The 18,479-nt window shown below is 70.4% G+C and carries 19 protein-coding genes; 16 read left to right on the top strand and 3 right to left on the bottom strand.

Annotated elements, in window-relative coordinates:
• Positions 1-134: 134 nt before the first annotated feature.
• From U9J23_RS12780 to prcA, 3 genes are read left to right on the top strand one after another with little or no spacing between them, the layout of a single operon-like run.
• On the top strand, positions 135-326 hold the full coding sequence (locus U9J23_RS12780) for a ubiquitin-like protein Pup (protein ID WP_059384481.1): 192 nt from the start codon (positions 135-137) through the stop codon (positions 324-326).
• A complete protein-coding gene (gene prcB, locus U9J23_RS12785; RefSeq protein ID WP_059384482.1) occupies positions 323-1,177 on the top strand; it encodes a proteasome subunit beta in 855 nt (284 codons plus the stop codon). The genes U9J23_RS12780 and prcB overlap by 4 nt, the downstream gene beginning before the upstream one ends.
• On the top strand, positions 1,174-1,986 hold the full coding sequence (prcA, locus tag U9J23_RS12790) for a proteasome subunit alpha (RefSeq protein WP_326598183.1): 813 nt from the start codon (positions 1,174-1,176) through the stop codon (positions 1,984-1,986). The genes prcB and prcA overlap by 4 nt, the downstream gene beginning before the upstream one ends.
• Here prcA and U9J23_RS12795 read toward each other — a convergent pair.
• Positions 1,887-3,485 (bottom strand): bifunctional phosphatase PAP2/diacylglycerol kinase family protein, encoded by a 1,599-nt coding sequence (locus U9J23_RS12795; RefSeq protein ID WP_272267516.1) that lies wholly within the window; start codon positions 3,483-3,485, stop codon positions 1,887-1,889. The genes prcA and U9J23_RS12795 overlap by 100 nt on opposite strands.
• 31 nt (positions 3,486-3,516) lie before the next feature.
• Here U9J23_RS12795 and pafA point away from each other — a divergent pair, with 31 nt between their 5' ends.
• The 7 genes from pafA to U9J23_RS12830 all read left to right on the top strand — a co-directional run bounded on the left by pafA (position 3,517) and on the right by U9J23_RS12830 (position 12,141).
• A complete protein-coding gene (gene pafA, locus U9J23_RS12800; protein WP_095092094.1) occupies positions 3,517-4,875 on the top strand; it encodes a Pup--protein ligase in 1,359 nt (452 codons plus the stop codon).
• Between the two features lie 88 nt (positions 4,876-4,963).
• Positions 4,964-5,959, top strand: a complete 996-nt coding sequence (locus U9J23_RS12805) for a helix-turn-helix transcriptional regulator (protein WP_059384486.1) — start codon at positions 4,964-4,966, stop codon at positions 5,957-5,959.
• Positions 5,956-6,972, top strand: a complete 1,017-nt coding sequence (locus U9J23_RS12810; protein ID WP_059384487.1) for a helix-turn-helix transcriptional regulator — start codon at positions 5,956-5,958, stop codon at positions 6,970-6,972. Before U9J23_RS12805 ends, U9J23_RS12810 begins: the two co-directional genes overlap by 4 nt.
• A gap of 127 nt (positions 6,973-7,099) precedes the next feature.
• Complete coding sequence (gene tatA, locus U9J23_RS12815) at positions 7,100-7,357, top strand: Sec-independent protein translocase subunit TatA (RefSeq protein ID WP_059384488.1); 258 nt, start codon at positions 7,100-7,102, stop codon at positions 7,355-7,357.
• Between the two features lie 104 nt (positions 7,358-7,461).
• Positions 7,462-8,400 carry a twin-arginine translocase subunit TatC gene (gene tatC, locus U9J23_RS12820; protein WP_059384515.1) on the top strand — a complete coding sequence of 313 codons (939 nt, stop codon included), beginning with the start codon at positions 7,462-7,464 and terminating at the stop codon, positions 8,398-8,400.
• Positions 8,397-11,147 (top strand): DEAD/DEAH box helicase, encoded by a 2,751-nt coding sequence (locus U9J23_RS12825; RefSeq protein WP_272267520.1) that lies wholly within the window; start codon positions 8,397-8,399, stop codon positions 11,145-11,147. Before tatC ends, U9J23_RS12825 begins: the two co-directional genes overlap by 4 nt.
• Before the next feature lie 106 nt (positions 11,148-11,253).
• Entirely contained in the window at positions 11,254-12,141 is an 888-nt protein-coding gene (locus U9J23_RS12830; RefSeq protein ID WP_272267523.1) for a DUF4333 domain-containing protein, read from the top strand.
• 10 nt (positions 12,142-12,151) lie between these two features.
• Here the strand turns inward: U9J23_RS12830 and U9J23_RS12835 are convergent, their stop codons facing one another.
• Positions 12,152-13,129 (bottom strand): 5'-3' exonuclease, encoded by a 978-nt coding sequence (locus tag U9J23_RS12835; protein ID WP_229579254.1) that lies wholly within the window; start codon positions 13,127-13,129, stop codon positions 12,152-12,154.
• A 35-nt stretch (positions 13,130-13,164) separates the two neighbouring features.
• Here U9J23_RS12835 and U9J23_RS12840 point away from each other — a divergent pair, with 35 nt between their 5' ends.
• Complete coding sequence (locus U9J23_RS12840; protein WP_085470577.1) at positions 13,165-14,295, top strand: M24 family metallopeptidase; 1,131 nt, start codon at positions 13,165-13,167, stop codon at positions 14,293-14,295.
• Between the two features lie 15 nt (positions 14,296-14,310).
• On the opposite strand, the gene U9J23_RS12845 is transcribed toward U9J23_RS12840, so the two are convergent.
• A complete protein-coding gene (locus U9J23_RS12845; protein ID WP_024101048.1) occupies positions 14,311-14,628 on the bottom strand; it encodes a hypothetical protein in 318 nt (105 codons plus the stop codon).
• Positions 14,629-14,687: 59 nt separating this feature from the next.
• Between U9J23_RS12845 and U9J23_RS12850 the strand changes: the two genes are divergently transcribed.
• The 5 genes from U9J23_RS12850 (at position 14,688) to U9J23_RS12870 (ending at position 18,478) form a co-directional block, all read left to right on the top strand.
• Complete coding sequence (locus U9J23_RS12850) at positions 14,688-15,434, top strand: SDR family NAD(P)-dependent oxidoreductase (RefSeq protein WP_085470576.1); 747 nt, start codon at positions 14,688-14,690, stop codon at positions 15,432-15,434.
• Positions 15,435-15,922: 488 nt separating this feature from the next.
• Positions 15,923-16,471, top strand: a complete 549-nt coding sequence (locus U9J23_RS12855) for a recombinase family protein (RefSeq protein ID WP_272267531.1) — start codon at positions 15,923-15,925, stop codon at positions 16,469-16,471.
• Between the two features lie 94 nt (positions 16,472-16,565).
• Positions 16,566-16,967 (top strand): ArsR/SmtB family transcription factor, encoded by a 402-nt coding sequence (locus tag U9J23_RS12860; protein WP_230825412.1) that lies wholly within the window; start codon positions 16,566-16,568, stop codon positions 16,965-16,967.
• Positions 16,964-18,061 (top strand): ACR3 family arsenite efflux transporter, encoded by a 1,098-nt coding sequence (gene arsB, locus U9J23_RS12865; protein ID WP_230825415.1) that lies wholly within the window; start codon positions 16,964-16,966, stop codon positions 18,059-18,061. Before U9J23_RS12860 ends, arsB begins: the two co-directional genes overlap by 4 nt.
• Before the next feature lie 3 nt (positions 18,062-18,064).
• Positions 18,065-18,478 carry an arsenate reductase ArsC gene (locus U9J23_RS12870; RefSeq protein WP_256062354.1) on the top strand — a complete coding sequence of 138 codons (414 nt, stop codon included), beginning with the start codon at positions 18,065-18,067 and terminating at the stop codon, positions 18,476-18,478.
• The last annotated feature ends 1 nt before the right edge of the window (position 18,479 follow it).

Here is an 18,479-nt window from a genome sequence, read left to right on the forward strand (position 1 = left end):
CACAGGTCGCGAGTACGCGTGTCGCCACCGGTGGACCGGTTCGCTGGGTAGGGTAGGAGTTCGAAGCAGCGGTGACCACACCGATCGTCGACCGGTGACGGTTCCGCGCCGAGTACAGGAGGAGGTCGGCGGCTATGGCACAGGAGCAGACCACACGCGGTGGCGGCGGAGACGACGACGAGGTCGTCGGTGACGGCGGTGCCGGTCAGGAGCGTCGCGAGAAGCTCGCCTCGGAGACCGACGATCTTCTCGACGAGATCGACGACGTGCTCGAGGAGAACGCGGAGGACTTCGTGCGGGCATATGTGCAGAAAGGTGGCCAGTGACAGCCGAACGGTCCTCTCTTCCCTACCGCGAGGTGCAGCCGAAGCTGCACCTCGCGTCGCCCTTGTCGTCGTTCTCCGACCACCTGCGGATGCACGCCCCGGAGATGTTGCCGGAGAACCGGTTCCGGTTCGAACGAGGTGACCACGTGGACCTCGCCCCGCACGGCACCACCATCGTGGCGCTGACCTTCGACGGGGGTGTGCTCATCGCCGGCGACCGGCGCGCGACCATGGGCAACCTGATCGCCTCCCGCGATGTCGACAAGGTGTTCATCACCGACAACTACTCGGCGGCCGGTATCGCCGGCACCGCGGGCCTGGCGATCGAGCTCGTACGGCTGTTCGCGGTCGAACTCGAGCACTACGAGAAGATCGAAGGCGTGCCGCTGACCTTCGACGGCAAGGCCAATCGGCTGTCGTCGATGGTGCGCGGCAATCTCGGCGCGGCCATGCAGGGCCTGGCCGTGGTGCCGCTGCTGGTCGGTTTCGACCTCGACGCGCCTGACGCGCACCGCGCCGGGCGGATCGTGTCCTACGACGTGGTCGGTGGCCGTTACGAGGAACGCGCCGGCTACCACGCGGTCGGCTCCGGATCGTTGTTCGCCCGCTCGTCGCTCAAGAAGCTCTACCGCGCCGACGCCGACGAGCAGAGCGCGCTGCGCAGCGCCGTCGAGGCGTTGTACGACGCGGCCGACGACGACACCGCCACCGGTGGTCCCGACACCACCCGCGGGATCTACCCGACGGCGGTGGTGATCACCGCGGCCGGGGCCGTGGCGGTCGCGGAGGAAACCCTGTCCGATCTGGCCCGCACCATCGTGGCCGACCGCACCGCAGGAGATGCCCGGTGACACTTCCGTACTATGCGTCCGCCGAGCAGATCATGCGCGATCGCTCGGAGCTGGCCCGTAAGGGCATCGCCCGGGGCCGGTCGGTGATCGCGTTGACCTACGCCGACGGTGTGCTGCTGGTGGCGGAGAATCCGTCGAAGGCACTGCACAAGATCAGCGAACTGTACGACCGGGTCGGTTTCGCCGCCGTCGGCAAGTACAACGAGTTCGAGAATCTGCGGCGTGCCGGGATCATGCACGCCGATATGCGCGGTTACTCCTACGACCGGCGGGACGTGACCGGGCGGGCGCTGGCGAACGCCTACGCGCAGACCCTCGGCACGATCTTCACCGAGCAGCCCAAGCCGTACGAGGTGGAGATCTGCGTCGCCGAGGTCGGGCGCGCCGACACCGAGGACGGCCCGCAGCTGTACCGCATCACCTACGACGGGTCGATCGTCGACGAACCACAGTTCGTGGTGATGGGCGGCAACACCGAACCGATCGTCACGGCGTTGCGCTCGTCCTACAAGCCGGGTCTGCCGCTCGACGAGGCCGTCGCCGTGGCGGTGACCGCGCTGCAGCAACCCGCCACCGCCGATGCGGCGCCGCGGGTTCTCGGCCGCGGGGAACTCGAGGTCGCGGTGCTCGAGAAGCAGCGGCCGCGCCGCGCCTTCCGGCGCATCTCGGGGGCGGCGCTCGAGGCGCTGCTGCCCAGCACCGGTTCCGCTCAGGCGGCGCCGTCGGAGGCGCCCGCCGATCCGGCTCCCGAGTCGGGGTCCGAGACCGCGACCGGTTCGGATACCGGGTCCGGTCCCGAGGCGGGCTGATCCGCCGCGAGCCGATAGACCGTCAACGCCGACGGCACCACCTCGAACGTGAAACCGGTGCCGTCGGCGAGGACCTCCCCGTCGGTGGCCAACGCCACCGGATTCCCGATGACCTCCACCGACAGGGTCGGGCTGTGCCGCTGCCGGTACATCGGTGACGCGCCGAGGGTGCCGGTCGCCGCAGCGACCAGCAGCCGCAGCCGCGAGAACCGGCTCTCTGCGGGTAGATACCGCACGTCGAGGGTGCCCGGATCCAGATGTGCGCGGGACATCGGCACCTGATCTGCCGGGGTGTAGCGGCCGTTGCCGACGAACAGCAACCACACCGCCCGCCCCGCCCCGTCGATGCGGACCGGCATCGGGCTCGCCGTGCGCAGCACCGCGAGCATCGCCAGGCCCGCCGCCGGCCACTTGCCGATCCGCGGTTCCCAGTGTTGCCGCAACCGCACCGTATCCGGGTAGCCGCCGAGGCTGGCGGTGTTGACGAACCGCCGCACCGTGCGTCCGTCCGGTCCGGTGACCGTGACCTGCCCGAGCCCGACGGCCACAGCCTGCCCGGCGGTGACCGCCCGCACCGTCTCGTCCAGGTCCACCACCCCGAGATCGAGTGCGAAATGGTTGAGGGTGCCGCCGGGGAAGACCGCCACCGGCAGTCGCGCGTCGACGGCGACGTCGAGCACCGCCGCGACGGTGCCGTCCCCGCCGCACACCCCCACCGCCTGCGGTCGGTCCTCGGTCAGCAGCCGCCCCAGTTGCTCCGCCGGATCGCGGTCGGGATCCAGGTCGACGCGCCGCACCCCCGGCAGCGCGGCGGTGACGGCCGCGGCGATCTCCTCGGCGGTCCCGGCGTCGCGGTTGACGACCAGCAGCATCCCCTCGCCGCTCGGGAGGGCGGGTGCGGCCGCCGCGACCTGCACGTCGGCCGGTTCGCGGTTGCGCACCGCCCACCAGCGGCGCGTCGACCACGCCACCGTCGCCCCGACCGCGGCACCGACGACCACATCGCCGGGCCAGTGCACACCGGTGTGCACCCGCGAATAGGCCACCGCCGCGGCCAACGGCGCCAGAACCGCCCCGGCCGCAGGGGATTCGAGCGCCATCCCGGTCGCGAACGCCGCCGCGGAGGCCGCGTGCCCGGACGGGAACGACGACGAACGGGGGATCGGCACCGTGCGGCGCGCGAACTTCGGGTCGGTGCGCGCCGGGGGGCGGCGGCGCGGCAGCAGCGGTTTGAGCAGCCCGTTGGTCAGGGCGCTGGCCCCGGCCACCGACAACAGTCCCCGCACCGCGCCGCGGCGGGCGTGACCCCCGGCGGCGGCGCACACCGCGGCGCACGCGACCCACAGCACACTGTGGTCGGCGGCCCGCCCGAGATCGCGCAGCAGCGGGTCGGCGGGGGACGGGCGCAGCGCCCCGGAGCGCTCGAACAGGGCCCGGTCGGCGGTGCGGTAACGCTCGGGAACGATCACACCTCGACCGTAGATGTCGTTGCGACCCATGGGGGTCGGGTTCGCGCGGTACTGTCGAGGTGTGCAGCGACGAATCATGGGTATCGAGACGGAGTTCGGCGTCACGTGTACCTTCCACGGGCATCGTCGGTTGAGCCCCGACGAGGTGGCCCGCTATCTGTTCCGCCGGGTGGTGTCCTGGGGGCGCAGTTCGAACGTCTTCCTGCGGAACGGGGCGCGACTGTATCTCGATGTCGGTTCGCACCCCGAGTACGCCACCGCCGAGTGCGACGACCTGCTCCAGCTCGTCGAGCACGACCATGCCGGCGAGCGGGTCCTCGAGGAACTGCTCATCGACGCCGAGCAGCGTCTCGCCGAGGAAGGCATCGGCGGCGACATCTTCCTGTTCAAGAACAACACCGATTCGGCGGGCAACTCCTACGGCTGCCACGAGAACTATCTCGTCGCCCGCGTCGGCGAGTTCTCCCGCATCTCCGATGTGCTGCTGCCCTTCCTGGTGACCCGCCAGCTGATCTGCGGCGCCGGGAAGGTGCTGCAGACCCCCAAGGCCGCCACCTTCTGCCTGTCGCAACGCGCCGAGCACATCTGGGAGGGTGTCTCGTCGGCGACCACCCGGTCGCGGCCGATCATCAACACCCGCGACGAGCCGCACGCCGACGCCGAGAAGTACCGGCGCCTGCACGTGATCGTCGGGGACTCGAACATGTCCGAGACCACCACCATGCTCAAGGTGGGGTCGGCGGCGCTGGTGCTCGAGATGATCGAGGCCGGGGTTCCGTTCCGCGACTTCGCGCTCGACAACCCGATCCGTGCCATCCGCGAGGTCTCCCACGACCTGACCGGCCGGCGCCCGGTGCGCCTGGCCGGGGGCCGGCAGGCCAGCGCGCTGGACATCCAGCGCGAATACCACGCGCGGGCGGTGGAGTATCTGCACCAGCGCGAACCCGATCCGCACGTCGCGCAGGTGGTGGACCTGTGGGGCCGTGTCCTCGACGCCGTCGAATCGCAGGACTTCGCGAAGGTCGACACCGAGATCGACTGGGTGATCAAGCGCAAGCTGTTCCAGCGCTACCAGGACCGCTACAGCATGGAGCTGTCCGACCCGAAGATCGCCCAGCTCGACCTGGCCTATCACGACATCAAGCGCGGTCGCGGCGTGTTCGACCTGCTGCAGCGCAAGGGGCTGGCGGCGCGGGCCACCGACGACGAGTCCGTCGACGCGGCGGTGAACACCCCACCGCAGACCACCCGCGCGAAGCTGCGCGGTGATTTCATCGCCGCCGCGCAGGCCGCGGGCCGCGATTTCACCGTCGACTGGGTGCACCTGAAGCTCAACGATCAGGCGCAGCGCACCGTGTTGTGCAAGGACCCGTTCCGGTCGGTGGACGAACGCGTCGAACGGCTCATCGCCTCCATGTGAGTACCGCCGTCCATCGGATCGGACCATCCGGTCCGATCCGATGGACGGTGATGCGGTGCCGGCGGCGTGCGGGCACTAGGGTTGGCGCGTGGCGATCTCGAAAGTCGAACGGCTGGTGAACCTGGTCATCGCGCTGCTGTCCACCCGACAGTTCGTGACCGCGGAGAAGATCCGTGCCTCGGTGGCCGGCTACTCCGAATGCGCGAGCGACGAGGCGTTCAGCCGCATGTTCGAGCGGGACAAGAACGAACTGCGCGATCTCGGGGTGCCCCTCGAGACGGGCCGGCCGTCGCGGTCGTCGACGGTGGAGGGCTACCGCATCAACCGCGACGCCTACGAACTTCCCGAGATCGACCTCACCCGCGAGGAGACCGCCGCCGTGGCCGTCGCCGCCGCGCTGTGGGAATCGCCGGAGTTGACCGCCGCCGCGCAGGGCGCGGTGCTCAAGTTGCGCGCCGCCGGGATCCGCGTCGACACCGACGGCGGGGACGTGGTGGCGCCGCTGCCGCCGCGCGCCCGCGGCTCCGAACCCGCGTTGACGGCGTTGCTCGCCGCGATCGACGCGCGCCGCGCGGTGCGGTTCACCCACCGCAGTTCCCCGACCGAGCCGTGGTCGACGCGCACCGTCGAACCGTGGGGTGTGGTCACCGTGCACGGCCGCTGGTATCTCGTCGGCCACGACCGCGATCGCGACGCGGTGCGCACCTTCCGGCTCTCGCGCATCGGCGACGAGATCACCGCGATCGGCCCGGAGGGGGCGGTGCAGATCCCGGAGGGGGTGGATCTGCGGGGGCGGGTGCTCGCCGCGACCTCCCCGGCGGAGGTGAGCGGGTCGGCGCGCCTGTGGGTGGCCGACGGCCGCGCGTGGGAGTTGCGCCGGCTCGGACGGTCCGGCGCGGCCCGGCGGATCGGAGAGCGGGACGGGGTGGAACTCGAGGTGCCGGTGCGCTCGTGGGAGTGGATCGCCCGGATCGTCGCCGGGCAGGGCGCGGACGCGTTGGTGCTCGACCCGCCGGAGTTGCGGGCCGAGGTGCACCGCATTCTCGAACAGGCGGCCACGGATGCGGGGGAGGAGGAGCGATGAGCACACGACTGTCGGCGCGACTGGGACGGCTGCTCAATCTCGTGCCCTACTTCCTGGCCCACCCGGGCATCAGCGCGGCCGAGGCCGCCCGTGATCTCGGGGTCACTCCGAAGCAGGTGATGGACGATCTGAACCAGCTGTGGGTGTGCGGGCTGCCCGGCTACGGACCCGGTGACCTGATCGACCTGTCGTTCTCCGAGGACAGCATCGTGGTGACCTTCACCGCCGGTATCGAACGTCCCCTGCGGTTGACCTCCACCGAGGCCACCGCGCTGCTCGTGGCGCTGCGGTCGCTGCAGGAGATGCCCGGGGTCGTCGACCCGTCCGCGGCGCAGTCGGCGATCGCGAAGATCGAGGCGGCGGCCGGGACCGCCGCGCTGCCCGCCGATGCCGCCACCGCGGCGACTGCCGAACCGGATCCGGAGGCGGCCGCGGACTCGGATGCGGCCGGACAGGTGCGGGCCGCGGTGCGCGACGGTCGCGCCGTGCACCTGACCTACTATTCGGCCTCCCGCGACACCGTCTCCGAACGCGACGTCGACCCGATCCGCATCGTCATCATCGACGAGCACGCCTATCTGCAGGCGTGGTGCCGCAGCGCCGAGGGGGTGCGGCTGTTCCGCTTCGACCGCATCGACGCCGCCACCGTGCTCGACGAGCCGGCGCGGCCCCCGCATCGGGCGATCACCGACGACGAGCACCTCGAACTGTTCGAGGGCGACCCGTCGCTGCCCGCCGCGCGGTTGCGCATCGCCCCGGCCTATACGTGGCTGCTCGACTACTACCCGCTCACCGACGTGCAGGTGCTGCCCGACGGCAGTTGCGAGGCGTCGATGCGGTACGCGTCGCCGGGATGGATGGCGCGGCTGCTCGTCGGTCTCGGCGCCGGGGTGCAGGTGCTCGACCCACCGGAGTTGCGGGCCGCGGTGCGGGCGCGGGCCGAGGCGGCGCTGGCCGCCTACGCCGAACTCGGCCGGGAGGACGCGACCCGCGGTGCGGGTCCGACACCGTGACGGTCGCGTTGTGAAACATCTGTGTGAATCCTCTGCAAATTGTGGGTGGATACACCTGCGCGGGGCCTCAGGGTGTGCTCGAGGTCCGGTAGCATCGATCGGAGCCGATCAGTGGAGGTTGTTGTAAATGGGTGCAATGAGCCCCTGGCACTGGGCCATCGTGGCGCTGGTGGTCGTGATTCTCTTCGGTTCGAAGAAGCTGCCCGACGCCGCGCGCGGTCTCGGTCGTTCGCTCCGGATCTTCAAGAGCGAGGTCAAGGAGATGCAGAACGACGACGCCCGGGCGTCCGCGCCGCAGCAGCCGGCGCCGAATCCGTTGCCGGCCGCGCAGCCGACAGCCGATCCCACCGCGCCGAACACGCACACCGAACCGCGGTCTGCCTGACCGACGTTCATCCTGCCGGGGCGCCCACCACGGGTGTCCCGGCGTTCCGCTGACCCCGGCACGCCCGAACGCCGGTGGTCTCGACAGGAGCTGAGAACCGCACCGTGCGCATCCCGTTCGATCCGCGCCGAAGCCGGCGCAAGACCAATCCCGACGGCACCATGTCGCTGGTCGAGCACCTCTACGAATTGCGCACGCGTCTGCTGATCGCTCTCGCTGCGATCGTGCTCACCACCATCCTCGGATTCGTCTGGTACAGCCGCAGCCTGTTCGGCCTCGAGAGCCTCGGGGAGATCCTGCGCGGCCCCTACTGCGACCTACCCGCCTCGGCCCGCGCCGACCTGAGCAACGACGGGGCGTGCCGCCTGCTCGCCACCGGCCCGTTCGAGCAGTTCATGCTGCGCCTGAAGGTCGCCGCGACCGCCGGCATCGTCATGGCGTGCCCGATCTGGCTGTACCAGATGTGGGCGTTCGTCACCCCCGGCCTGTACCGCAAGGAACGCCGCTACGCGGTCGGCTTCGTCACCTGCGGTGCGGCGCTGTTCGTCACCGGTGCCGTGCTGGCCTATCTGGTGATCTCCCACGCCTTGTCGTTCCTGCTCACCATCGGCAACGACGTGCAGGTGACCGCCCTGTCGGGCGCCGAATACTTCGGGTTCCTCATCAACCTGCTCGTCATCTTCGGGGTGTCCTTCGAGATCCCGCTGGTGATCGTCGCGCTCAACGGCGTCGGGGTGCTGCCCTACGAGAAGCTCAAGGCGTGGCGGCGCGGGCTGATCATGGCGGTGTTCGTCTTCGCCGCGATCGCCACCCCCGGTCAGGATCCGTTCTCCATGCTGGCGCTGGCGTTGGCGTTGACGCTGCTCGTGGAGTTCGCCATCCAGATCGCCCGGCTGACCGACCGGCGCCGCGCCCGCAAGGCCCGCGCCGAAGGCTGGGCAGATCTCGACGACGACGAGGGTTCGACGATCCCGGCCCCGAGCCCGGTGGAGCCGGCAGCCCCCACCGATCCGGCCCGCACCGACTACTCCGACACCCTGTGACCGGCGCTTCCACCCCCGGCGCTGCCGGTGACGACGAGACCGGCACCGCGCCGCTCGTCCCCACCCCGCAACTCGCGGAGTTCGCGACCGGGCTCGGGTTCCCGCTCGACCCGTTCCAGATCGAGGCCTGCCGCGCCCTCGCGAATGGGCATTCGGTGCTGGTGTGCGCCCCCACCGGTGCCGGTAAGACCGTCGTCGGCGAGTTCGCGGTGTATCTGGCGCTGCAGAGCGGGTCCAAGTGCTTCTACACCACCCCGATCAAGGCGCTGAGCAACCAGAAGTACGCCGATCTGTGTGCCCGGCACGGCCGCGAGTCGGTGGGTCTGCTCACCGGCGACCAGTCCGTCAACGCCGACGCGCCGGTGGTCGTGATGACCACCGAGGTGCTGCGCAACATGATCTACGCGTCGTCCACCGCCCTGATCGGGCTCACCCACGTGGTGATGGACGAGGTGCACTTCCTCGCCGACCGGTTCCGCGGCGCGGTGTGGGAGGAGGTGATCCTGCACCTGCCCGAGGACGTGCGGCTGGCGTCGCTGTCGGCGACGGTGTCGAACGCCGAGGAGTTCGGTGACTGGATGACCACGGTGCGCGGCGACACCACCGTCGTCGTCGACGAGGTGCGGCCCATCCCGCTGCACCAGCACATGATGGTCGGCTCCCGCATCTACGACCTGTTCGACCGCCGCGCCGACACCGCCCCGACCCGGCGGCGCCGCGACATCGTCGTCAACCCGGAACTGGCGTCGGCGGTGCGGCAACGGCAGAGCCTGTCCGGGATGGACCGCTGGGGTGAACGCGGCCCCCGCTTCCGGCCGCCGCCGCGCCCGGAGGTCATCGTCCGCCTCGACCGCGACGGTCTGCTGCCGGCCATCACCTTCGTGTTCAGCCGCGCCGGTTGCGACGCCGCAGTGCAGCAGTGCCTGCGTTCGGGCCTGTATCTGACCGACGAGACCGAGGCCGCGGAGATCCGCCGGATCGTCGACGAGCGCACCCGGGATCTGCCGCGCGGTGACCTCGAGGTCCTCGGTTACGCGTCGTGGCGCACCGCGCTCGAACGCGGTATCGCCGCCCATCACGCCGGGATGCTGCCGGCCTTCCGGCACACCGTCGAAGAACTGTTCGTGCGGGGGCTGGTGCGGGCGGTGTTCGCCACCGAGACCCTCGCGCTGGGCATCAACATGCCGGCCCGCACCGTGGTGCTCGAGAAGCTCGTCAAGTTCAACGGCGACACCCACGCCGAGCTGACCCCCGGCGAGTACACGCAGCTGACCGGCCGGGCCGGGCGGCGCGGCATCGATGTCGAGGGTCACGCGGTGGTGCTGTGGCAGCCGGGCATCGAACCGGCCTCGGTCGCCGGGCTCGCCTCCACCCGCACCTTCCCGCTGCGCAGCTCGTTCCGCCCGTCCTACAACATGGCGGTCAACCTCATCGACGCCGTCGGCGTGGACCGGTCGCGGGCGCTGCTGGAGATGTCCTTCGCCCAGTTCCAGGCCGACAAGTCGGTGGTCGGTCTCAAACGCGGCATCGACCGCAACGAGGCCACCCTCGCGCAGTTGCGCGAGCAGCTCGGCGGTGAGGGCAGCGAGATCCTCGACTATCTGCGGCTGCGCACGGAGCTGACCGACGCCGAACGTGCCCACGAGCGGCGCGGCAAGCAGGATCGCCGGGCCGCGGCGGTGGCGTCGCTGGTGACCCTGCGGCGCGGCGACATCATCGCCGTGCCCGCCGGTAGACACACCGGCCTCGCCGTGGTGGTGCTGCCGGACACCGACGCCGGTGATCCCCGGCCGCAGGTCGTCACCGCCGACGCCTGGTCCGGTCGCCTCTCGGCGGGAGATTTCCCGGTACCGGCCACGGTGCTGGGCAAGCTGCGGTTGCCGCGGCACGTCGATCACCGCACCGGCCGTGGCCGCCGCGACATCGCGTCGGCGTTGCGGTCGAAGGGTCTCGTGCCGCCGCGCCGCCCCAAGCGCAGCAGGTCCAAGGGCGACACCCGTGAGATCGACGCGTTGCGCCGCGAACTCAAGCACCATCCGGCCCGCAAGCACCCCGATCTCGATTCGCTCGCGCGGGTCGGGGAGCGCTATCACCGGTTGCTGCGCGACACCCAGCAGCAGCGCCGCAAGGCCGCCGCGGCGACGGATTCGCTGGCGCGCACCTTCGAGAAGATCGTCGCGTTGCTCACCGAGCGCGGCTATCTCACCGAGGGGGACGATCCGGCGACCACCGAGGCGGGGGAGCGGCTCGCCCGCATCTACACCGAATCGGATCTGCTGGTCGCCGAATGCGTGCGCCGCCGCGCCTGGGCGGGACTGTCCGCCGCCGAACTCGCGGCGGTCGCCTCGGCGGTGATCTACGAGTCGCGCACCGACGAACCGGTCACCGTCGTCGGACCGACCGGCCCGATCCGGCACGCGCTGGCCGAGACCACCCGGATCTGCGACGGGTTGCGGGCCGACGAGATCCGGCACCGGCTGCCGCCGACCCGCGAACCGGATCTGGGTTTCGTCACCGCCGCCTACACCTGGGCGTCCACCGCGTCGCTGACCGAGGCGCTCGTCGCCGCCGAAGCCGCCGGCAAGGAACTCTCACCCGGGGATTTCGTGCGGTGGTGCCGGCAGCTGATCGATCTGCTCGACCAGATCCGCACCTGCGCGGACGATCCGGAGCTCGCCCGCACCGCCGGCAAGGCGGTCGGGGCGGTGCGCCGCGGGGTCGTCGCCGTCGATCCCACCGCCGAATGAGCCGGCCCCCGCGGGGTGTGCGGGGCGCCCGGTAGGCGTGGATGCCCGCGCGGCGGGTGGACGCTACCGTATGGGCACACAACGGGAAGGGTGAGTGGAGACGACGATGACCGGGCCGAACGAACCGCAGGACTCGCCGGGGCAGAGGCCGCCGGAATCGACGGATCCGTGGACACCGAACCCGACGTCCGGGGCCGGTGAACAGCCCGGATCGCCCTGGGCGCCGCCCGCCGGCCAGCAGCAGTGGGGGCAGGGCAGCGGCACCGGCTGGGGGCAGTCGCCCACCGGGCAGTCGCCGTGGCAACCCGACACCGGTGCGGGTGGGAACGCTCCGCAGCCCGGGTGGGCGCCGCCCGTCGGGCAGCAGACTCCCGGGCAGCCCGGTCCCGGGCACCAGAATCCGTGGGGTGCGCCGACCGGTGCGCCGCAACAGGGGTGGGGCCCGGCCCCGCAGCACCCCGCCCCCGGCTGGGGACAGCAGGCACCCGGTCAACAGGTACCAGGGCAGGCACCGGGCTGGGGCCAGCAGCCAGGAGCCCAGCCGTGGGGCGCGCCCGGTCAGCAACCGGCACAACCCGGCCCCGGGTGGGGTGGACAGCAGCCCGCCGGGACGCAGCCCTGGGGAGCGCCCGCGAACACCTGGCAGCAGCCCGGCACACCGCAGCAGAACGGCCCCCACACGGGGAAGTCGAAACTGCCGTGGATCCTCGGCGGCGTCGGGCTCGTCGTGGTGCTCGCCATCGTCGGGATCCTCGCCGCGACGATGTTCGGCGGGAAAGTCCTCGACACCGAATCCACCCAGGCCGGCATCGCGAAGGTGCTCACCGAGTCCTACGGGGCCGGGCAGGTCGGCGACGTGCAGTGCCCCAGCGATCAGAAGGTCGAGGCCGGGCACAGCTTCACGTGCGCGGTCACCGTCGACGGCCAGTTCCGGGAGGTGACCGTCACCGTCACCGACGACAACGGCACCTACGAGGTCGGCCGCCCCAACTGACCGGACGCGGTCAGCGGTCGGCCAGGGCCGCGACCAGCGCGGACACCGGCCGTTCCAGACCCCACCGCTGCGCCAGCGCGGTGAGCTGCTCCGGATCGGCCGGTTCCGCCGGCAACACGTCCGAGCGGGACAATTCGACGTCCGCGTCGGTGGCGACTCGCACCACCGGCAGCGCCGCATCCAGATAGTCCGCCGCGGCGGCGAGTTTGACCCGCATGCCCTTCGCCAGCGACGTCGACTCGTCGAGCGCCGCCGCGCGCACCGCATCGAGGGAGCCGTACTGCTGCAGCAGCGACGCGGCGGTCTTCTCCCCGACACCCTTGACACCCGGGAGTCCGTCCGACGGGTCGCCGCGCAGCGCCGCGAGTTCGGCGTAGGCGGCGCCGGCCCGCTCGGCGGGCACCCCGTAACGTTCGGCGACCAGCGCCGGATCGAACAACTCGGCCTTGGCCAGGCCGCGCCCGGCGTAGAGCACCCGCACCGGCACCGGGCTGTCGGTGACGACCTGCAACAGGTCGCGGTCGCCGCTGACCACGATCACCCGGTCCGTGGTCTCGCGGGCGGCGAGGGTGCCGAGCACGTCGTCGGCTTCGAAACCGGCCGCGCCGCCGGTGGCGATGCCGGCGGCGGCGAGCACCTCGAGGATCACCGGCACCTGCGGCAGCAGCGCGGGCGGGACCTCCTCGACGGTGCCGTCCGACCCGGCGGCGACCCGGTGCGCCTTGTAACTCGGGATCGCCGCGACCCGGAAGGCCGGGCGCCAGTCCAAATCCAGGCACACCACCAATCGGGTGGGGCGGTGGGTGCGGATCAGCGACGCCACCATGTCCACGAAGCCGCGCACCGCGTTGACCGGGCTGCCGTCCGGGGCGGTGACCTTCTCCGGGATGGCATGGAAGGCGCGGAACCACAGGCTCGCGCCGTCGAGCAGCATCAGCGTGGGGTCCGGTGCGGGCGTGGAGTTCTCCGGTGCGGTCACGGACCACATCCTGCCATCCGGCCGCGGCCACTAGGCTCGAAGACATGACCACTGCCGCCCCCCGATTCCCCGCCGACCGTTACGCGGCCCGCCTGGCCCGCGCCGCTGAACTCGGTGCCGCCGCCGGCTTCGACGCGCTGCTCATCACCCCCGGACCGGATCTGCGGTATCTCACCGGTTCGCGCGCCGAGTCGTTCGAGCGCCTGACCTGCCTGGTGATCCCCACCGACGGCTCCGGCGCCACCGTGGTGGTGCCGCGGCTGGAGTTGGCGTCGCTGAACGACTCCGCCATCGGTGAACTCGGTCTGCCGGTACGCGACTGGGTGGACGGTCAGGACCCCTACGCGCTCGTGCGCGAACTCGTCGCGACGGTGGGGGCGTTCGCGGTGGCCGAGGCGATGCCGGCGCTGCACCTGGTGCCGCTGACCGCCCGGTTCGGCAGCGTCCCGGCGCTGGCGACGTCGGTGATCCGGCAGCTGCGGATGGTCAAGGACGCCGACGAGGTCGAGGCGTTGCGCCGCGCCGGTGCCGCCATCGACCGGGTGCATGCCCGCATGGGTGAATGGTTGCGCGCGGGACGCACCGAAGCCGAGGTGGCCGCGGACATCACCGCCGCGATCCTCGAAGAGGGGCACACCGCGGCGGCGTTCGTCATCGTCGGTTCCGGCCCGCACGGCGCCGACCCGCACCACGAGGTGTCCGACCGGGTCATCGAGTCCGGCGACATCGTCGTCATCGACATCGGTGGTCCCGTCGAACCGGGCTACTACTCGGATTCGACCCGCACCTACAGCATCGGCGAACCGGACCCGGAGATCGCGACGAAGATCGCGGTGCTCGAGAAGGCGCAGCAGACCGCGGTCGACGCGGTGCGTCCCGGGGTGCGCGCCGAGGACGTCGACGCCGCCGCCCGCAACCTGCTCGCCGCCGCCGGTTACGGGGAGGCGTTCGTGCACCGCACCGGGCACGGCATCGGCCTGTCGGTGCACGAGGAGCCGTACATCGTCTCCGGCAACGACGACACGCTGCAGCCCGGTATGGCGTTCAGCATCGAACCGGGCATCTACTTCCGCGGTGAGTGGGGTGCGCGGATCGAGGACATCGTCGTCGTCACCGAGGACGGCTGCGAGTCGATGAACCTGCGCCCGCACGGATTGACGGTGCTGCCGGGCTGATCCCGTCCCGCCGGGTCAGCGTTCGTCGAGCAGGGCGAGCAGCTTGTCGGCGAGCGGACCGGGATGGTCGGCGGCGGCCTGCCGCAGCGCCTCGTTGCGGGCGCGGATCTTGCGGGCGAACTTCGTCTGCGCGCCGGTGAGAACCTCGTAGGTGAGGATCTCGGTGTCGTAGTCCTCGACGATGCCCAGCAGCCGGTCGAGTTCGGCGACGGTGAGCAGGACGGTGGCCAACTCCGGGAAACCCTCCTCGGCGGCGTGCCCGGTCGCGAGGTCGCGGCGGGACTTCAGATCGGCGAGGAAGACGTCGATGCTCGGGGTGCGGTCACTGTCCATCCCGCAGACAGTAGAACCCCGCCACTGCATCCCGGAGCTCGACCCGGGACACTGGCCGCATGAACCACACCGCGCAGGGAACCGTCGTCATCTTCGGGGGACGCAGCGAGATCGGCGTCGAGACCGCCACCCGCCTCGCGTCGGGCCGCACCGTGATCCTGGCCGCGCGTCGCGCCGACGACCTGGCCGACGAGTGCGCCGCCGTGCGGGCAGCGGGCGCGACGGCGGTGCACCCGGTCGAGTTCGACGCCGACGCCCTCGACACCCACACCGCGGTGCTCGACCGCATCGCTGCCTTCGGGCCGATCGATGTGGCGGTGCTGGCCTTCGGCATCCTCGGCGACCAGGCCCGCGCGGAAACCGATGCGGCGCATGCGGTGTCGATCGTGCACACCGACTACCTCGCGCAGGTCGCGTTGCTCACCGACCTGGCGCAGCGGTTGCGCGCGCAGGGCTCGGGGCGGCTGGTGGTGTTCTCCTCCGTGGCCGGGTGGCGGGTGCGCCGCGCCAACTACGTCTACGGCTCCGCGAAGGCCGGCCTCGACGGTTTCGCGTCCGGTCTGGCGGATGCCCTGCACGGCAGCGGCGTGTCGCTGCTGCTGGTGCGCCCCGGTTTCGTGATCGGCCGGATGACGGAGGGCATGAGCCCGGCGCCGTTGTCGAGCACCCCACCGCAGGTCGCCGACGCGACGGTGCGGGCGCTGCACCGCGGGCGCGGGGAGGTGTGGGTGCCGGCGGTGCTGCGGCCGGTGTTCTTCGGGATGCGGCTGTTGCCGCGCGTGATCTGGCGGCGTCTGCCGCGCTGACGACTGCGGCAGACGGCGAGCGCTTCGCGCAGACCGGGCCGATGTCGATTGTCTCCCGCGTAGCCCTTGTCCGTATAGAGCGCCCTTGTCCGTATAGAGCCGGTCGTCGCGGACTCCGGCCTTTGCGGGCTCCGTGGTGCGGTTGCAGATCTTGGCCCGTGGTGCTGCATCGGGAATAGCCGATCAGGATTCCGTCCATGAGGCGACGAAAGTGCTGTTTGAGTCAGCTATTCGAGACCGACATGCAGGACGGTTAAACAGGACGGTCGGACGGGCGTCTTCCCCAGGACGCGATCGAGTGCCGGGCCCCTTCGGGGTGTGCTGTTTGAGGATCGGTCCGCAGGCTTGATCTTGTTCCGAAAACGAACGTATATGAAACATCCACGGCGGAACCGAGCGACCAGGGTCGACGACGGTTCCAAAACTCATGTCCGAAACCGATGGTTCAAAACCAAGCTTGTCGGTGAGTTATGGAACACTGCGAGTCTGTGAGCGAACTATTGGGCTATGCGAGGGTCTCAACGACCGATCAGACCCTCGATCTGCAGAGCGACGCACTGAGAGCCGCAGGGTGTTCGCGGATCTGGACCGAGACCGCCAGCGGTGCCACCACCGCCCGACCGCAACTCGACGACCTGTTCTCCCACCTACGAGCTGGCGACACCCTGGTGGTGTGGCGGCTCGATCGACTCGGCCGGTCCCTGCCACATCTGCTTCACGTGGTCACCGACCTCGAAGAGCGCGGCATCGGCTTCCGGTCGGTAACCGAATCGATCGACACCACGACCGCCGGCGGCAAGCTGATCTTCTCCATTTTCGGCGCGCTCGCCGAGTTCGAACGCAACCTCATCCGCGAACGCACCTCGGCCGGCCTCGCCGCAGCCCGGGCCCGCGGCCGACTCGGGGGCCGGCCGCCGAAGATGACGACGAAGAAGATCAAGCAGGCGAAGCTGATGCGCGACAACGGGATGAGTCAAACCGAGATCGCGGAGATCCTCGGTGTCGGCCGCACGACGCTGTATCGCCACCTGAAGTAGTAGTGATACCGCGCCGACGGTCTGGATCGCCCACGAACGGCTCCATGAGAACCGACGAGTTGGAGTCCTATTCGATATCTGTCAATATTGATGTATGTCGATACAAGCAGATCCCAAGGGCGGTGCCTGTTGCGCTCCGCTGGCGCGGGAACCACTGACGCCGGATTGGGCCGCAGACCTGGCCCGGATGTTCAAGGCTCTCGGTGATCCGGTACGGCTGCGGATGCTGAGCCTGATCGCCAGCCACCAGGGCGGCGAGAGTTGCGTGTGCGATATCAGCCCGGCCTTCGACCTGTCCCAGCCGACCATCTCACATCACCTCAAGGTGCTGCGCGAGGCCGGCCTGCTCGACTGTGAGCGCCGCGGGACGTGGGTGTACTACCGGGTGATCCCATCGGCCTTGGCCCAGTTGTCGGCCGTGCTCTCTGTCGAGGTGGGGGTCCTACCGGGTTCGGACTGCACTGTGATCGACGATGCCGTGGAGCCGGCCCGATGACCACGACGAACACCGAACACCCGGCGGTCGTCGGGAAGATGTCGACCCTCGACCGGTATCTGGCCGTGTGGATCGGCGCCGCCATCGTCGTGGGCCTGCTGCTCGGCCGGATGATTCCCGGACTCGGTGAAGCGCTGAGTTTCATCGAGATCGACGGCATTTCTCTGCCGATCGCCCTCGGTCTGCTGATCATGATGTACCCGGTGCTGGCCAAGGTGCGCTACGACCGCCTCGACACCGTCACCGGCGACCGCAAACTGTTGGTCTCGTCGCTGATCCTCAACTGGATCCTCGGCCCGGCGTTGATGTTCGCGCTCGCCTGGCTGATGCTGCCGGACCTGCCCGAATACCGCACCGGCCTGATCATTGTGGGTCTGGCCCGGTGCATCGCGATGGTCATCATCTGGAACGACCTCGCCTGTGGTGACCGGGAAGCCGCGGCGGTGCTGGTGGCGATCAACTCAGTCTTCCAGGTGATCATGTTCGCCGTGCTCGGCTGGTTCTACCTGTCGGTGCTCCCCGGCTGGCTCGGACTCGAACAGGCCGCCCTCGACGTCTCACCGTGGCAGATCGCGAAATCGGTGTTGATCTTCCTCGGCATTCCCCTGGTCGCCGGGTTCCTCACCCGCTACTTCGGCGAGAAAGCCAAGGGCCGCACCTGGTACGAGGACACCTTCCTGCCGAAGATCGGGCCGTGGGCGCTCTACGGGTTGCTGTTCACCATCGTGATCCTGTTCGCGTTGCAGGGCGAGCAGATCACCTCCCGCCCGTTGGATGTGGTGCGGATCGCGCTGCCGCTGCTGGCGTACTTCGCGATCATGTGGGTCGGCGGATACCTGTTCGGTGCCGCGATCGGCCTCGGCTACGAACGCACCACCACGCTCGCATTCACCGCGGCGGGCAACAACTTCGAGCTCGCCATCGCCGTGGCGATCGGCACCTTCGGGGTGACCTCCGGGCAGGCTCTGGCCGGGGTGGTCGGACCGCTCATCGAGGTTCCCGTCCTGGTTGCCCTGGTCTACGTCTCACTCGCCCTGCGGAAGCGCTTCACCCGTCACGAGTCGGCGCAGGTGCCGGCGCCACGAAAGGTCTGAGCCGTGAGCACACCGAGTGTGTTGTTCGTCTGTGTCCACAACGCCGGTCGCTCGCAGATGGCCGCCGGGTTCCTCACCGCTCTGGCCGGGGACCGGATCGAGGTGCGTTCGGCCGGCAGCGCCCCGGCCGAGCAGGTGAACCCGGCCGCGGTCGTGGCGATGGCCGAGGTCGGCATCGATATCTCCGGTCAGAACCCGAAGATCCTCACCACCGCGGCGGTGCAGGCATCGGATGTGGTGATCACGATGGGCTGTGGGGACACCTGCCCGGTGTTCCCCGGCAAGTCGTACCGCGACTGGGTGCTCGACGACCCGGCCGGGCAGGGCCTCGAGGCGGTGCGCCCGATCCGGGACGCCATCCGCGCCAAGGTCGAAGCCCTCATCGCCGAGTTGACCGCCCCGTCCACCCCGCGCTGAC

It is taken from the genome of Rhodococcus sp. PD04, assembly GCF_035918275.1.
In the GTDB taxonomy this organism is placed as follows: domain Bacteria; phylum Actinomycetota; class Actinomycetes; order Mycobacteriales; family Mycobacteriaceae; genus Rhodococcus; species Rhodococcus rhodochrous.

Bases quoted from the DNA above. Each gene is read 5' to 3' on its own strand.
- U9J23_RS12780 (WP_059384481.1), top strand. From the start codon at position 135: ATGGCACAGGAGCAGACCACACGCGGTGGCGGCGGAGACGACGACGAG.
- U9J23_RS12795 (WP_272267516.1), bottom strand. From the start codon at position 3,485: ATGGGTCGCAACGACATCTACGGTCGAGGTGTGATCGTTCCCGAGCGT.
- U9J23_RS12810 (WP_059384487.1), top strand. From the start codon at position 5,956: ATGAGCACACGACTGTCGGCGCGACTGGGACGGCTGCTCAATCTCGTG.
- tatA (WP_059384488.1), top strand. From the start codon at position 7,100: ATGGGTGCAATGAGCCCCTGGCACTGGGCCATCGTGGCGCTGGTGGTC.
- U9J23_RS12830 (WP_272267523.1), top strand. From the start codon at position 11,254: ATGACCGGGCCGAACGAACCGCAGGACTCGCCGGGGCAGAGGCCGCCG.
- U9J23_RS12835 (WP_229579254.1), bottom strand. From the start codon at position 13,129: ATGTGGTCCGTGACCGCACCGGAGAACTCCACGCCCGCACCGGACCCC.
- U9J23_RS12840 (WP_085470577.1), top strand. From the start codon at position 13,165: ATGACCACTGCCGCCCCCCGATTCCCCGCCGACCGTTACGCGGCCCGC.
- U9J23_RS12845 (WP_024101048.1), bottom strand. From the start codon at position 14,628: ATGGACAGTGACCGCACCCCGAGCATCGACGTCTTCCTCGCCGATCTG.
- U9J23_RS12850 (WP_085470576.1), top strand. From the start codon at position 14,688: ATGAACCACACCGCGCAGGGAACCGTCGTCATCTTCGGGGGACGCAGC.
- U9J23_RS12860 (WP_230825412.1), top strand. From the start codon at position 16,566: ATGTCGATACAAGCAGATCCCAAGGGCGGTGCCTGTTGCGCTCCGCTG.
- arsB (WP_230825415.1), top strand. From the start codon at position 16,964: ATGACCACGACGAACACCGAACACCCGGCGGTCGTCGGGAAGATGTCG.